Below are 15582 nucleotides of genomic sequence, written 5' to 3' on the forward strand. Positions count from 1 at the left end.
AGAAAGGAAAGCCGATCGATGCCCCAGGTGGACCCCGAACTCTTCGACCGTGGCCAGTTCCAGGCCGAACTGGCCCTGAAGGCGAGCCCTATCGCCGCGTTCAAGAAGGCTATCCGCCAGGCCCGCGAGGTGCTCGACGAGCGCTTTCGCAGCGGCCGGGACATCCGCCGTCTGATCGAGGACCGCGCCTGGTTCGTCGATAACATCCTGCAAAAGGCCTGGGAACAGTTCAGTTGGAGCGAAGACGCCGACATCGCCCTGGTGGCGGTCGGCGGCTATGGGCGCGGCGAGCTGCACCCCTACTCGGACATCGACCTGCTGATCCTGCTGGACAGCGCCGATCATGAGATCTTTCGCGATTCCATCGAGCGTTTTCTGACGCTGTTGTGGGACATCGGCCTGGAAGTCGGCCAAAGCGTGCGCTCGGTCGACGAATGCGCCGAAGAGGCCCGTGCCGACCTTACCGTGATCACCAACCTCATGGAAAGCCGCACCATCGCCGGCCCCGAGCGCCTGCGCCAGCGCATGCTCGAAGTCACCAGCACCGCACACATGTGGCCGAGCAAGGACTTCTTCCTGGCCAAGCGTGCCGAACAGAAGGCCCGGCACCACAAGTACAACGACACCGAATACAACCTGGAACCCAACGTCAAAGGCTCGCCCGGTGGCCTGCGGGATATCCAGACGATTTTGTGGGTTGCCCGTCGCCAGTACGGCACCCTGAACCTGCGCGCCCTGGCTGGCGAGGGCTTCCTGGTAGAGAGCGAAAACGCCCTGCTGGCCTCGTCCCAGGAGTTCCTGTGGAAAGTGCGCTACGCCCTGCACATGCTCGCCGGGCGCTCCGAGGACCGTCTGCTGTTCGACCACCAGCGCTCCATCGCCACCCTGCTGGGCTTTGAGGGCGAGGACGCGAAGACCAGCATCGAAAGCTTCATGCAGCAGTATTACCGGGTGGTCATGAGCATTGCCCAGCTCAGCGACCTGATCATCCAGCACTTCGAAGAGGTGATCCTGGCCCCCGAAGACGAAGCGCCGCCGCAGCCGATCAACGCGCGCTTCCAGTTGCATGACGGCTATATCGAGGCGCGCAACGACAACGTGTTCCGCCGCACACCGTTCGCCATGCTGGAAATCTTCGTGCTGATGGCCCAGCAGCCGGAAATCAAAGGCGTGCGCGCCGACACCATCCGCCTGCTGCGGGAGAACCGTCACCTGATCGACGACGATTTCCGCAACGATATCCGCAACACCAGCCTTTTCATCGAGCTGTTCAAGTGCAAGATCGGTATCCACCGCAACCTGCGACGCATGAACCGTTACGGCATCCTGGGGCGCTACCTGCCGGAGTTCGGCTTTATCGTCGGGCAGATGCAGCACGACCTGTTCCACATCTATACGGTGGACGCCCACACCCTGAATCTGATCAAGCACCTGCGTAAGCTTCAGTACACGCAAGTGTCAGAGAAATTCCCGCTGGCCAGCAAACTCATGGCCAAGCTGCCCAAGCCCGAGCTGATCTACCTGGCTGGCCTGTACCACGACATCGGCAAGGGTCGGCATGGCGACCACTCCGAGGTGGGCGCGGTTGACGCCGAGGCCTTCTGCCAGCGCCACCAACTGCCCGTGTGGGACAGCCGCCTGATCGTCTGGCTGGTGCAGAACCATCTGGTGATGTCGACCACCGCCCAGCGCAAGGACTTGTCCGACCCGCAGGTGATCCACGACTTTGCGCAGATCGTCAGCGATGAAACCCGCCTCGACTATCTGTACGTGCTGACCGTCTCCGACATCAACGCTACCAACCCGACACTGTGGAACTCCTGGCGTGCCAGCCTGTTGCGCCAGCTCTACACCGAGACCAAGCGCGCCTTGCGCCGTGGCCTGGAAAACCCGGTGGACCGCGAAGAGCAGATCCGCCGCACCCAAAGCGCGGCCTTGGACATTCTGGTGCGCGGCGGTAACGACCCGGACGACGTCGAGCAGTTGTGGTCGCAGCTGGGTGACGATTACTTCCTGCGCCACACCGCCGGCGACGTGGCCTGGCACACCGATGCGATCCTGCAACAGCCTGCCGATGGCGGCCCGTTGGTGCTGATCAAGGAAACCACCCAGCGCGAATTCGAAGGCGGCACGCAGATCTTCATCTACGCGCCGGACCAGCACGACTTCTTCGCCGTGACCGTAGCGGCCATGGACCAACTCAACCTGAACATCCATGACGCACGGGTCATCACCTCCAGCAGCCAGTTCACCCTCGACACCTATATCGTGCTCGACACCGATGGCGACTCTATTGGCGACAACCCGGCACGCGTGAAAAAGATCCGCGAAGGCCTGACCGAGGCCCTGCGCAACCCTGACGACTACCCGACCATCATCCAGCGCCGGGTACCGCGCCAACTCAAGCACTTTGCGTTTGCGCCACAGGTGACCATTTCCAATGACGCCCAGCGCCCGGTGACGGTACTGGAACTCAGCGCCCCGGATCGCCCAGGCCTGCTGGCCCGCATCGGCGGGATTTTCCTGGAGTTCGACCTGTCGTTGCAAAACGCCAAGATCGCGACCCTCGGCGAGCGCGTGGAAGACGTGTTCTTCATCACCGATGCCGACAACCAGCCGCTGTCCGACCCGGAACTGTGCCTGCGCCTGCAGGAAGCCATCGTCCAGCAGCTGAGCGTCACCCAGGAACCCGGCGTCGAGCTGACACGCCTGACTATTTGAAAAGCGTCGCCCCAGTTTTTAACGCCTTGCACGAGATCCACCGATGAACAACGCTCTGAACCAGCTCCAGCCCTACCCGTTCGAGAAACTGCGCGCCCTGCTGGGCAGCGTCACGCCGAACCCGGACAAGCGCCCGATTGCGCTCTCCATCGGCGAACCGAAACATAAATCGCCCACTTTCGTGGCCGAAGCATTGAGCAACAACCTCGACCAGATGGCCGTGTACCCGACCACGCTGGGCATCCCGGCCCTGCGCGAAGCCATCGGTGCCTGGTGCGAACGCCGCTTCAACGTGCCCAAGGGCTGGCTCGACCCGGCGCGCAACATCCTGCCGGTCAACGGCACCCGTGAAGCGCTGTTCGCCTTTACCCAAACCGTGGTCAACCGTGGCGACGACGCGCTGGTAGTCAGCCCGAACCCGTTCTATCAGATCTACGAAGGCGCCGCGTTCCTCGCCGGGGCCAAGCCGCACTACCTGCCGTGCCTGGACGCCAATGGCTTCAACCCGGACTTCGACGCCGTGACGCCAGACATCTGGAAACGCTGCCAGATCCTGTTCCTGTGCTCGCCCGGCAACCCGACCGGCGCACTGATCCCGGTCGACACCCTGAAAAAACTCATCGCCCTGGCCGACGAATACGACTTCGTCATCGCCGCCGACGAGTGCTACAGCGAGTTGTACTTCGACGAACAAACGCCGCCACCCGGCCTGCTGAGCGCCTGCGTCGAACTGGGCCGCCAGGACTTCAAGCGCTGCGTGGTGTTCCACAGCCTGTCCAAGCGCTCCAACCTGCCGGGCCTGCGCTCCGGTTTTGTGGCCGGCGACGCCGACATCCTCAAGGCGTTCCTGCTGTACCGCACCTACCACGGCTGCGCGATGCCGGTGCAGACGCAGCTGGCCAGCATTGCGGCCTGGCAGGATGAAGCCCACGTGCTCTCCAATCGTGACTTGTATCGCGAAAAATTCGACGCGGTGTTGGCGATTCTCAAGCCAGTGCTGGACGTAGAGAGCCCGGATGGCGGCTTCTATTTGTGGCCGAATGTGAATGGCGACGACGCCGCGTTCTGCCGTGACCTGTTCGTGGAAGAACACGTGACCGTCGTGCCGGGTTCGTACCTGTCACGGGAAGTGGACGGCTTCAACCCTGGCGCCGGTCGTGTGCGCATGGCGCTGGTTGCGCCGTTGGCGGAGTGCGTGGAAGCGGCTGAGCGGATTCGCGAGTTTATTCAACGTCGCCTCTAAGGCGCGATCAGGGTCACTTCACCTGCCCCAGATTCGCCTCACTCATATCCAACTCCGCCAGCACCTCACGCAGCACGTCATCACCAATCTGGTGATGACGACTCAAACTGTACAACTCCAACCGCTGCGCCCGCAGGGCCTTGAGCCGCAGTTTGCGCTCCAGCAGGTCCATCTGCTGCGCCAGGGCCTGGGCTTCGGCGGAGTCGTTGAACACGTCCAATTGGTGGCGATATTCCGACATCAGCCGTGCCTTGAGCTCCGTGGCAAGCGCGGCTTGAGCGGCGTCCTGGGTTTCGGCGTCTGCCGGTTCCTGCGTTTCAAGCGCGTGGATGGCCGCAACGGCAGTCCTCTTCCAGGCTTCGCGCACTTCCTTGTGGCGTTTTTCGTCCGGGCTTTTTTCGATGCCACGCAACAGTAGCGGCAACGCGATACAGGCGGCGACCAGCGACAACAGAATCACGCCTGCCGCGATGAAAATCAGCAGGTCACGCTCGGGAAAATCCTGCCCCGGCGCCAGCAACAACGGCACCGACATCACACCCGCCAACGTCACCGCACCGCGCACGCCGCCGACCGTCAACAGCCAGCAGGAACGCGCAGTCGGCACCAGCGTCAGTTCGCTTTTCCCACGCAACCTGCGCAGCAAGCCCGACAACCGCCAGATGCTCTGCACCCAGATAAAGCGCAGCACCACCAGCACCAGGAAGATCGCGATGACATCCAGGCAGCGATAAAACAGGGTTGGCCACAACGTCGTCTCGTGACTGACGACTGCCTTGATGATGTCTGGCAGTTGCAGGCCCAGCAGCAGGAAGATCAAACCGTTGAAGGCGAACTCCAGCAACGACCACACGCTGCGATTGAGCAGGCGCGTGCTGGTCTGGCGCGGCAACAGGTCGAGCCAGCTTTGCATCATGCCCGCCGCCACCGCCGACAAAATGCCCGATGCGCCCAAGCGTTCGGCCAGCACATAGGCCGCAAACGGCAGCAGCAACATGAACACCACGTGGGTGGCCGGGTCGTCCCAGCCACGGGCGATCATCCACGCGCGCAAACGGCCGACCAGCCAGCTCAGGGCCACGCCGACTGCCAGGCCACCGACAGCCACCAAGACGAATGTGAGGCTGGCATCCGCCAGGGAAAACACCCCGGTCAGCGCCGCCGCCAGGGCGAACTTGAAGGTCACCAGGCCCGAAGCATCATTCATCAAGGCCTCGCCCTGGAGCATGTGCATCAGCGGCGTGGGCAAGCGATTCTGGGAAATGGCCGACACCGCCACGGCATCCGTCGGCGACAACACGGCCGCCAGGGCGAAGGCCACCGGCAACGGGATAGTTGGCAAGATCCAATGGATGAAGTAACCGGCGCCCACCACGGTAAACAGCACCAGGCCCACCGCCAACGTCAGGATCGGCCCGCGCAGCCGCCACAACTCGCGCTTGGGCATGCGCCAACCATCCGAGAACAGCAGCGGCGGCAGGAACAGAAACAGGAACAACTCGGGGTCCAGCGCCACATGCAACCCCAGCGTCGGCCAGGCCAGCAAGGCGCCGGCGGCAATCTGCACCAGGGGCAACGGCAGAGGAATGACACGCCCGACCAGACGCGAAACGCTGACCAGCATCAGCAGGATAAGAACGGTGTAGGCGGTTTGCATAACGCGGTTTTCCCGGACAATCGACTTGCAACGACACACATCAGGCAACAACTGGGCGTTGAAGTGCCATATTACCCGGCTATGTTACTCGCTGGCTTTTGCACAAAAGTCGCACAGCGCTGACGAGCGGCACCCAAACGCGCTGGTCGTGGCATAATCCGTGACCTTTCGTTTCTACTTGGTCCAAAGGGGGGCAATTCCTTGACCGCTTCAAGCAAAACGTTGCACCTTTTCGGCATCAAAGCCTGCGACACCATGAAAAAGGCGCGCACCTGGCTCGATGAGCACGGCGTCAGCTATGAGTTCCACGACTACAAAACGGCCGGTATCGACCGCGAACACTTGACCCAATGGTGCGACGAGCACGGTTGGCAGGTGGTTTTGAACCGTGCGGGCACCACCTTTCGCAAACTCGAAGACGAACGCAAAGCCGATCTCGATCAGTCGAAAGCCATTGAATTGATGCTCGCACAACCCTCGATGATCAAGCGCCCGGTGCTTGATCTCGGTGACAGAACCCTGATTGGCTTCAAGCCAGATAGTTATTCGGCGGCCCTCAAGTAGGCCAGCCCTTTCCATTTTTGTAGAGGTAACAGCATGTCCAATTCCCTGTTCAGCCTGGGCTTCGGCGTCGGCACTCAGAACCGCCAAGGTGCTTGGCTGGAAGTGTTTTACGCACAACCGCTGCTCAACCCGTCGGCAGAAATCGTCGCAGCCATCGCGCCGATCCTCGGCTACACCGAAGGCAACCAGGCGATCACCTTCACCATCAGCCAAGCGCTGCAACTGGCTGATGCGCTCAAGAATGTCGACGCTACCCAAGCCGCGCTGCTCAACCGCCTGGCCGAAAGCCACACGCCGCTGGTCGCCACTCTGCTGGCCGAAGACGCCGCACTGACCTCCACGCCTGAGGCCTACCTCAAGCTGCACCTGCTGTCCCACCGCCTGGTCAAGCCCCACGGCCTGAGCCTGGCCGGTGTGTTCCCGCAGCTGCCGAACGTGGCCTGGACCAGCCAGGGCGCGATCGACATCAACGAACTGGCCGAACGCCAGCTGGAAGCCCGCCTGCGCGGCGAGCTGCTGGAAGTGTTCTCGGTGGACAAGTTCCCGAAAATGACCGACTACGTGGTGCCGAGCGGCGTGCGTATCGCTGACGCAGCACGCATCCGCCTGGGCGCCTACGTGGGCGAAGGCACCACCGTGATGCACGAAGGTTTCGTCAACTTCAACGCCGGCACCGAAGGCCCGGGCATGATCGAAGGCCGTGTATCAGCGGGCGTATTCGTCGGCAAGGGTTCGGACCTGGGCGGCGGTTGCTCCACCATGGGCACGCTCTCGGGCGGCGGCAACATCGTGATCAAGGTTGGCGAAGGCTGCCTGATCGGCGCCAACGCCGGTATCGGTATCCCGTTGGGCGACCGTAACACCGTGGAATCGGGCCTGTACGTCACCGCCGGTACCAAGGTTGCGCTGCTGGACGAGCAGAACCAACTGGTCAAAGTGGTCAAGGCGCGTGAGCTGGCCGGCCAACCGGACCTGCTGTTCCGCCGCAACTCCGAGACCGGTGCCGTGGAGTGCAAAACCCACAAATCGGCCATCGAACTGAACGAAGCGCTGCACGCTCACAACTAAGCAGCCACTCGATGCCCCTAGCGAGCCCCGACCCTGGGGCTCGCTTATACGAGCCTTGAACACCATGCTAGTGCCCTCCCCCTGGCGCGCCGACTTTCCGGCCATCGCCATCCTGCAACGGCAAGACCAGACCTACCTGGACAACGCCGCCACCACGCAAAAACCCCGGGCTTTGTTGGATGCCATCAGCCATTACTACGCCAACGGCGCAGCCAATGTGCACCGCGCCCAGCATTTGCCAGGCGCCCATGCGACCCAGGCGTTCGAAGACAGCCGCAGCAAGGTCGCACAGTGGTTGAATGCAGGCGACAGCGGGCAGATCGTGTTCACCCACGGCGCAACTTCTGCGCTGAACCTCTTGGCCTATGGTCTTGAGCACTTATTCAATGCGGGCGATGAGATTGTCATCAGCGCCCTGGAACACCACGCTAACCTGCTGCCCTGGCAGCAACTGGCCAAGCGTCGCGCACTGAACCTGGTGGTACTGCCACTGGATGATGACGGCGTGATCGACCTGGCTGCCGCTGCCGAGCTGATCGGCCCGCGCACGCGATTACTGGCAGTGAGCCAGCTGTCCAACGTGCTCGGCGCCTGGCAGCCACTGGAAGCCCTGCTGGCACTCGCCCAGCCCCACGGCGCCCTGACCGTGATCGACGGCGCCCAAGGCATCGTCCATGGTCGTCACGACGTGCAGGCCCTGGGTTGCGACTTCTATGTGTTTTCCAGCCACAAACTGTATGGCCCGGACGGCGTCGGTGTGCTGTTTGGCCGTAACGAGGCCCTCCACCACTTGCGCCACTGGCAGTTTGGCGGCGAGATGGTGCAGCAGGCCGACTACCACAGCGCCAGCTTCCGCCCGGCGCCTCTTGGCTTTGAGGCCGGCACCCCGCCGATTGCCAGCGTGATCGGCCTGGGCGCCAGCCTGGATTACCTGAGTTCGCTGGATCAGCCGGCAGTGATCGCCCATGAAGCGGCGTTGCATGACTACCTGTTGCGCGGGCTCAAGGCGCGCAATGGCGTGCGCGTGCTGGGTTCGCCCCAGGTGGCGTTGGTCAGCTTTGTGGTCGATGGCGTGCATAACGCCGACCTCGCGCACCTGCTCACCGAGCAAGGCATTGCCGTACGCGCCGGGCATCACTGCGCCATGCCGTTGCTCAAGGCGATGCATCTGTCGGGGGCGATTCGCGTGTCCCTGGCGCTGTATAACGATTCCGATGACCTGGAACGCTTCTTTGAAGCGCTGGATCAAGCGTTGGATATGCTGCGATGAGCTTACCGGTGGATGCCGCAGCCGCACTTGAGGCTTTTCAGGCCGTCGGCAGTTGGGAGCAGCGCGCGCGGATGCTGATGCAATGGGGCGAGCGCCTGCCTGCCCTGGCCGATGCGGATAAAGTCGACGCCAATCTCGTACAGGGCTGCGAAAGCCTGGTGTGGCTGGTCGCAGAATTGCGCGATGGCCACTGGCAGTTCGCCGCCAGCAGTGATGCACGGATGATTCGTGGGTTGGTGGCGTTGCTGCTGGCGCGGGTCAATGGCCTGTCCGCCGCAGAATTGCAGGCGGTGGATCTGCCTGACTGGTTTGCACAGTTGGGGCTGTCCCGCCAGCTCTCCCCATCGCGAAGCAATGGCCTGAACGCTGTGCTGCAGCGTATGCGGGCATTAAGCCTTACACAAAACTAAATGTGGGAGCGGGCTTGCTCGCGAAAGCGCAGTGTCAGTAGGTACATCATTGACTGAGTCACCGCATTCGCGAGCAAGCCCGCTCCCACATTTGGATCTATGTTCAGCAGTGAGATCTAGGCGGGTTTGATCCGCTCGGAAGGCCGGCGCACCCCGGCCACAATCTTGTCCACCGCCTTGGTGGCTGCAACCATGCCGAACGTGGCCGTCACCATCATCACCGCACCAAAACCGCCCGCGCAGTCCAGCTTCACGCCATCCCCGACAAAACTCTTCTGCAAACAGATGCTGCCGTCCGGCTTGGGATAACGCAGCTGTTCGGTGGAAAACACACACGGCACGCTGTAATGGCGGGTCACAGTGCGGGAGAAGTTGTAGTCGCGGCGCAGGGTCGAGCGCACTTTCGAGGCCAGCGGGTCATTGAAGGTGCGGTTCAGGTCGCAGACCTGGATCAGCGTCGGGTCGATCTGCCCGCCGGCACCACCGGTGGTGATGATCTGGATCTTGCGGCGCTTGCACCAGGCGATGAGCGCGGCCTTGGCGTTGACCGCGTCGATGCAGTCGATCACGCAATCGATGTCCGGCGTGATGTATTCGGCCATGGTGTCGCGGGTCACGAAATCCGCCACCGCATGCACGGTGCAATCCGGGTTGATGCCGCGCAGGCGCTCAGCCATCACCTCGACCTTGGGCTTGCCTACGGTGCTGTCCAGCGCGTGCAACTGGCGGTTGCTGTTGCTGACGCAGACGTCGTCCAGGTCAAACAGCGAAATCTCGCCCACCCCGCAACGGGCCACGGCTTCCGCCGCCCAGGAGCCTACGCCGCCAACGCCGACGATGGCCACATGGGCCGCTTTCAAGCGTTCCAGGCCTTCAATGCCATACAAGCGGGCGACGCCTGCAAACCGCGGATCTTCTGTGCTCATGACCATTACCCCAAAAACCGGCGCGCATTATGGACTACAGAGCGACAAGTTCGAAGCGACAAGCTACAAGTAAAGAACTTAGATGGTCTTTCGCTGACTAATGTCCGGTTTTTCTCTGCTTGCTGTACGGTCAGGGAAGGGCCGGTGTAGGATGCGCGCCGTTCGGCGCAGGCCGACACCTCTTTTCGTTCCACACCCTTTGGAACCCGAAATAGCCATGGCATCGCGTAAATTTGGACTCAACCTGGTGATCGTGCTGGCAATCGCCGCGCTGTTCACCGGTTTCTGGGCGCTGATCAACCGCCCCGTCACCACCCCCAACTGGCCTGAACAGATCTCCGGTTTTTCCTACTCGCCGTTCCAGCAAGGCCAGTACCCGCAGAAAGACCAGTACCCGACCGACGACCAGATGCGTCGCGACCTCGAGATCATGAGCAAGCTAACGGACAACATCCGTACCTACTCGGTCGACGGCACTCTGGGGGATATCCCCAAACTGGCGGAAGAATTCGGCCTGCGTGTGACCCTGGGGATCTGGATCAGCCCGGACCTTGAGCGCAACGAGCGGGAAATCCAGCGCGCCATCGAAATCGCCAACAGCTCGCGCAGTGTGGTGCGGGTGGTGGTCGGCAACGAAGCGCTGTTCCGTGAAGAAATCACCCCTGAAGCGCTGATCGTGCTGCTGGACCGGGTGCGCGCCGCCGTGAAAGTGCCGGTGACCACGTCCGAGCAATGGCACATCTGGGAGAAAAACCCGCAACTGGCCAAGCACGTCGACCTGATCGCCGCGCACATCCTGCCGTTCTGGGAATACATCCCGATGGACAAGGCCGGCCAGTACGTACTCGACCGTGCCCGCGACCTGAAGAAACTGTTCCCGAAAAAACCACTGCTGCTGTCGGAAGTCGGCTGGCCGAGCAACGGCCGCATGCGCGGGGGTAATGAAACCTCCCCCGCCGACCAGGCGATCTACCTGCGCACGCTGGTGAACAAACTGAACCGCCAGGGCTTCAACTACTTCGTGATCGAGGCCTTCGATCAGCCGTGGAAAGTCAGCGACGAAGGCTCGGCGGGCGCTTACTGGGGCGTGTACAACGCCGCACGCCAGCAGAAATTCAACTTTGAAGGGCCCGTGGTCGCAATCCCGCAATGGCGCGTGCTGGCCATTGGTTCGGTGGTGCTGGCCCTGCTGTCCCTGACCCTGCTGATGATCGACGGCTCGGCCCTGCGCCAGCGTGGTCGCACCTTCCTGACCTTTATCGCGTTCCTCTGCGGTTCGGTGCTGGTGTGGATCGGCTACGACTACAGCCAGCAATACAGCACCTGGTTCAGCGTCACCGTGGGCATCCTGCTCGCCCTCGGCGCGCTCGGCGTATTTATCGTGTTGCTGACCGAGGCCCACGAACTGGCGGAAGCGGTGTGGACCCACAAGCGTCGACGTGAATTCCTGCCGGTGGAAGGCGATTCGGACTACCGTCCGAAAGTGTCGATCCATGTGCCGTGCTACAACGAGCCGCCGGAGATGGTCAAACAGACCCTCGACGCCCTGGCCGCCCTGGATTACCCGGACTACGAAGTCCTGATCATCGACAACAACACCAAGGACCCGGCGGTATGGGAACCGGTGCGCGACTACTGCGAAACCCTGGGCCCGCGCTTCAAGTTCTTCCACGTCGCGCCCCTGGCCGGTTTCAAGGGTGGCGCGCTGAACTACCTGATCCCGCACACCGCCAAGGACGCCGAAGTGATCGCAGTGATCGACTCGGACTACTGCGTGTCGCCGAACTGGCTCAAGCACATGGTGCCGCACTTCGCCGACCCGAAAATCGCCGTGGTGCAGTCGCCGCAGGATTATCGCGACCAGAACGAAAGCACCTTCAAGAAGCTCTGCTACGCGGAATACAAGGGCTTCTTCCATATCGGCATGGTCACTCGCAACGACCGTGACGCGATCATCCAGCACGGCACCATGACCATGACCCGTCGCTCGGTGCTTGAAGAACTGGGCTGGGCCGACTGGTGTATCTGCGAAGATGCCGAACTGGGCCTACGCGTATTCGAGAAAGGCCTGTCGGCGGCGTATTACCACGACAGTTACGGCAAGGGCTTGATGCCGGATACCTTTATCGACTTCAAGAAACAGCGTTTCCGCTGGGCTTACGGCGCGATCCAGATCATCAAGCGTCACACCGCAAGCCTCTTGCGCGGCAAGGACACCGAGCTGACCCGTGGCCAGCGCTACCACTTCCTCGCGGGCTGGTTGCCGTGGGTGGCGGACGGCATGAACATCTTCTTCACCGTCGGCGCGTTGTTGTGGTCGGCGGCGATGATCATCGTGCCGACGCGGGTTGACCCGCCGTTGCTGATTTTCGCGATCCCGCCGTTGGCGTTGTTCGTGTTCAAGGTCGGCAAGATCATCTTCCTCTACCGTCGTGCGGTAGGCGTGAACTTGAAGGATGCTTTTTGTGCGGCCCTGGCCGGCCTGGCGTTGTCGCACACCATCGCCAAGGCGGTGCTGTATGGCTTCTTCACCACCAGCATTCCGTTCTTCCGTACCCCGAAAAACGCGGATAACCATGGTTTCTGGGTGGCGATTTCCGAAGCGCGCGAAGAGATGTTCATCATGCTGCTGTTGTGGGGTGCAGCACTGGGGATCTACCTGGTGCAGGGCCTGCCAAGCAATGACATCCGCTTCTGGGTGGTGATGTTGCTGGTGCAGTCGCTGCCGTATGTGGCGGCACTGATCATGGCGTTCCTGTCTTCGCTGCCCAAACCTGCGGCGGCGCCGGAACCCGCGCCAGCGGCGTAAAAACTTGCGCAATGCACTAAACGGCGGCCTCTGGCCGCCGTTTTGCTATAAGATAACGGCCGTTTTGTGTGCCTTGCCTGCTCATTTATAAAGCTCCGGAGTTCCCCCCATGACGGCCCATGCCGACCTTTCGCCGACCCTTCAACTTGCCATCGACCTGATCCGTCGCCCATCGGTCACGCCGATTGACGCCGATTGCCAGAAGCTGATGATGCAGCGCCTGGGCGACGCCGGTTTTGCGCTTGAGCCAATGCGCATCGAAGACGTGGACAACTTCTGGGCCACCCACGGCAAGCACGAAGGCCCGGTGCTGTGCTTTGCCGGCCACACCGACGTGGTGCCGACCGGCCCGGTGCAGGCCTGGCAGAACGACCCGTTCGACGCGTTGATCGATGAAAACGGCATGCTCTGCGGGCGTGGCGCAGCAGACATGAAAGGCAGCCTGGCGGCGATGCTGGTGGCGTCGGAGCGTTTTGTCGCCGACTACCCGGACCACAAGGGCTCGGTAGCCTTCCTGATCACCAGCGATGAAGAAGGCCCGGCGCACCACGGCACCAAAGCCGTGATCGAACGCCTGGCGGCACGCAAGGAGCGCCTGGACTGGTGCATCGTCGGCGAACCGTCGAGCACCACTCTGGTCGGCGATGTGGTCAAGAATGGCCGTCGCGGCTCCCTTGGCGCTACCCTGACCGTGCGAGGCGTGCAAGGCCATGTGGCCTACCCGCACTTGGCGAAGAACCCGATCCATCTGGCTGCGCCGGCACTGGCCGAATTGGCCGCCGAACATTGGGACGACGGCAACACCTTCTTCCCGCCGACCAGCTTCCAGATCTCCAACCTCAATTCCGGCACCGGCGCGACCAACGTGATTCCGGGGGACCTGACGGCGGTGTTCAACTTCCGTTTCTCCACTGAATCCACCGTTGAAGGCCTGCAGCAGCGCGTTGCGGCGATCCTCGACAAGCACGGCCTGGACTGGCACGTGGAGTGGGCGCTGTCGGGCCTGCCTTTCCTCACCGAGCCGGGCGCGCTGCTGGATGCAGTCTCCGCCAGCATCAAGGCGATCACCGGGCGTGAGACCCAGGCGTCCACCAGTGGAGGGACCTCCGACGGGCGTTTCATCGCCACGCTGGGGACGCAAGTGGTCGAGCTGGGCCCGGTCAACGCGACGATCCACCAGGTCAACGAGCGCATCCTCGCCAGCGACCTCGATGTGCTGACCGAGATCTACTACCAGACCCTGATCAAGTTGCTCGCCTGATGCTCGCGTGCCCCCTTTGCAGTGCCCCGCTCAATGCGGTGGACAATGGCGTGGCGTGCCCGACCGGGCATCGCTTTGACCGCGCACGCCAGGGTTACCTGAACCTGTTGCCGGTGCAGCACAAGAACAGCCGCGACCCCGGCGATAACCTGGCGATGGTGGAAGCGCGCCGCGACTTCCTCAACGCCGGGCACTACGCCCCGGTGGCCAGGCGCCTGGCCGAACTGGCCGCCGAGCGCGCACCGCAGCGCTGGGTCGACATCGGTTGCGGCGAGGGTTACTACACCGCGCAGATCGCCGACGCCCTGCCCCACGCCGACGGCTACGCGTTGGATATCTCCAAGGAAGCGGTCAAGCGGGCGTGCAAGCGCACCCCGTCGCTGACCTGGTTGATCGCCAGCATGGCCCGTGTGCCGCTGGCGTCAGGCAGCTGCCAGTTTCTCGCCAGCGTGTTCAGCCCATTGGATTGGGAAGAGGCCAAGCGCCTGCTCAGCCCCGGCGGCGGCCTGATGAAGGTCGGCCCGACCAGCGGCCACCTGATGGAGCTGCGCGAACGCCTGTACGACGAAGTGCGTGAGTACACCGACGACAAGCACCTGGCCCTGGTGCCGGACGGCATGAGCCTGGCGCACAGCGAGACGCTGGAATTCACCCTGAGCCTGGCCGAGCCCCAGGACCGCGCCAACCTGCTGGCCATGACACCCCACGGCTGGCGCGCCAGCGCCGAGCGCCGTGCACAGGTGATCGAGGCGGCCGAGCCGCTGGTGGTCACTGTGTCGATGCGCTACGACTATTTCGTGCTTCAATAACTGACTTTTCAGCATCCGCGAATGGATTTTCGAATCCCGCAACGAGGAACATCCATGCGCCAACCCGATATCGAGATTTACCTGAAGGACGCCGACGTCGACCACAAGGCCATCGCCGCCTGGCTGGGCGCCGCCCTGGGCCCGTGCTCCGACTGGGTCCAGAAAGGCCAGACCTACAAATGCAAGGCCGGCAATGTGCCGGTTACCTGGCTGCCCAAAGCCGTCGGTAAATGGAACAGCCTGTACCTGGAAAGCGATCAGACGCCGTGGGATGACGACATCGCCTGCGCCCGCGCTGCATTTGCTGCGCTGAACGTGGAAGTGCGTTGTGCACCGGGGACTTGGGTTGAGGAAGAAGGTGAAGAAAGCGCTGATCGCTGGATGCGCATCAGCGCGGATGGCGAAGAAGAAATCACCTGGAAAACCGCATAAGACCTGAGTTGTGAACCCAATCAAATGTGGGAGCGGGCTTGCTCGCGAAGGCGGTGGATCAGTCAACATCGACTGTGACTGACACACCGCCTTCGCGAGCAAGCCCGCTCCCACATGGGTTCAGCGGCGTTGCATGACTCTAGCTCAAAGCCCCACCACATCCTCCGCCTGCAACCCCTTCTCGCCGGTCACCACGGCGTATTCCACCTGCTGGCCCTCGGCTAGGGAGCGGTGGCCGTCACCGCGAATGGCGCGGTAGTGCACAAACACGTCCTTGCCGTCTTCGCGCTGGATAAAGCCATAGCCCTTTGCATCGTTGAACCACTTCACATTGCCGGTTTCACGCGTTGCCATCTGTCTTACTCCCACATGCATTTTTATTGTTGAGTCGCTCGCATTGAACTGCCGAGTA

General features: G+C 62.3%; 13 protein-coding genes. 10 read left to right on the forward strand and 3 right to left on the reverse strand.

The window, feature by feature from the left end; genetic code table 11:
* Window positions 1–18: 18 nt before the first annotated feature.
* Together HX823_RS19845 and dapC are read left to right on the forward strand one after the other, a co-directional pair.
* A complete protein-coding gene (locus HX823_RS19845; protein ID WP_028619200.1) occupies window positions 19–2721 on the forward strand; it encodes a [protein-PII] uridylyltransferase in 2703 nt (900 codons plus the stop codon).
* A 43-nt stretch (window positions 2722–2764) separates the two neighbouring features.
* Window positions 2765–3964, forward strand: coding sequence for a succinyldiaminopimelate transaminase (gene dapC / locus HX823_RS19850; RefSeq protein ID WP_177076222.1), 1200 nt, complete (start codon window positions 2765–2767; stop codon window positions 3962–3964).
* Between the two features lie 13 nt (window positions 3965–3977).
* On the opposite strand, the gene HX823_RS19855 is transcribed toward dapC, so the two are convergent.
* Window positions 3978–5621, reverse strand: a complete 1644-nt coding sequence (locus HX823_RS19855; RefSeq protein WP_177076224.1) for a Na+/H+ antiporter — start codon at window positions 5619–5621, stop codon at window positions 3978–3980.
* Between the two features lie 255 nt (window positions 5622–5876).
* Here HX823_RS19855 and HX823_RS19860 point away from each other — a divergent pair, with 255 nt between their 5' ends.
* The 4 genes from HX823_RS19860 (at window position 5877) to HX823_RS19875 (ending at window position 8933) form a co-directional block, all read left to right on the forward strand.
* On the forward strand, window positions 5877–6185 hold the full coding sequence (locus HX823_RS19860) for an arsenate reductase (RefSeq protein WP_231124426.1): 309 nt from the start codon (window positions 5877–5879) through the stop codon (window positions 6183–6185).
* Between the two features lie 33 nt (window positions 6186–6218).
* A complete protein-coding gene (gene dapD / locus HX823_RS19865; RefSeq protein ID WP_033902798.1) occupies window positions 6219–7253 on the forward strand; it encodes a 2,3,4,5-tetrahydropyridine-2,6-dicarboxylate N-succinyltransferase in 1035 nt (344 codons plus the stop codon).
* Between the two features lie 64 nt (window positions 7254–7317).
* Window positions 7318–8523 carry an aminotransferase class V-fold PLP-dependent enzyme gene (locus HX823_RS19870; RefSeq protein WP_177076226.1) on the forward strand — a complete coding sequence of 402 codons (1206 nt, stop codon included), beginning with the start codon at window positions 7318–7320 and terminating at the stop codon, window positions 8521–8523.
* Entirely contained in the window at window positions 8520–8933 is a 414-nt protein-coding gene (locus HX823_RS19875) for a SufE family protein (RefSeq protein WP_177076228.1), read from the forward strand. Before HX823_RS19870 ends, HX823_RS19875 begins: the two co-directional genes overlap by 4 nt.
* A gap of 116 nt (window positions 8934–9049) precedes the next feature.
* On the opposite strand, the gene tcdA is transcribed toward HX823_RS19875, so the two are convergent.
* Window positions 9050–9859: a tRNA cyclic N6-threonylcarbamoyladenosine(37) synthase TcdA gene (tcdA, locus tag HX823_RS19880; RefSeq protein ID WP_177076230.1), complete on the reverse strand. Its 810-nt coding sequence runs from the start codon at window positions 9857–9859 to the stop codon at window positions 9050–9052.
* 217 nt (window positions 9860–10076) lie between these two features.
* Here tcdA and HX823_RS19885 point away from each other — a divergent pair, with 217 nt between their 5' ends.
* The 4 genes from HX823_RS19885 (at window position 10077) to HX823_RS19900 (ending at window position 15170) form a co-directional block, all read left to right on the forward strand.
* Window positions 10077–12668: a glycosyltransferase gene (locus HX823_RS19885; RefSeq protein WP_033902802.1), complete on the forward strand. Its 2592-nt coding sequence runs from the start codon at window positions 10077–10079 to the stop codon at window positions 12666–12668.
* Window positions 12669–12777: 109 nt separating this feature from the next.
* Window positions 12778–13929, forward strand: a complete 1152-nt coding sequence (dapE, locus tag HX823_RS19890; RefSeq protein ID WP_028619141.1) for a succinyl-diaminopimelate desuccinylase — start codon at window positions 12778–12780, stop codon at window positions 13927–13929.
* Complete coding sequence (locus HX823_RS19895) at window positions 13929–14738, forward strand: putative RNA methyltransferase (RefSeq protein WP_177076232.1); 810 nt, start codon at window positions 13929–13931, stop codon at window positions 14736–14738. Before dapE ends, HX823_RS19895 begins: the two co-directional genes overlap by 1 nt.
* Before the next feature lie 54 nt (window positions 14739–14792).
* Entirely contained in the window at window positions 14793–15170 is a 378-nt protein-coding gene (locus HX823_RS19900) for a hypothetical protein (protein WP_177076234.1), read from the forward strand.
* Window positions 15171–15314: 144 nt separating this feature from the next.
* Here HX823_RS19900 and HX823_RS19905 read toward each other — a convergent pair whose 3' ends face one another.
* Window positions 15315–15524, reverse strand: a complete 210-nt coding sequence (locus HX823_RS19905) for a cold-shock protein (RefSeq protein WP_032891681.1) — start codon at window positions 15522–15524, stop codon at window positions 15315–15317.
* Window positions 15525–15582: the final 58 nt, after the last annotated feature.

It is taken from the genome of Pseudomonas sp. P7759 (genome assembly GCF_013386445.1).
GTDB classification, from domain to species: domain Bacteria; phylum Pseudomonadota; class Gammaproteobacteria; order Pseudomonadales; family Pseudomonadaceae; genus Aquipseudomonas; species Aquipseudomonas azotoformans_A.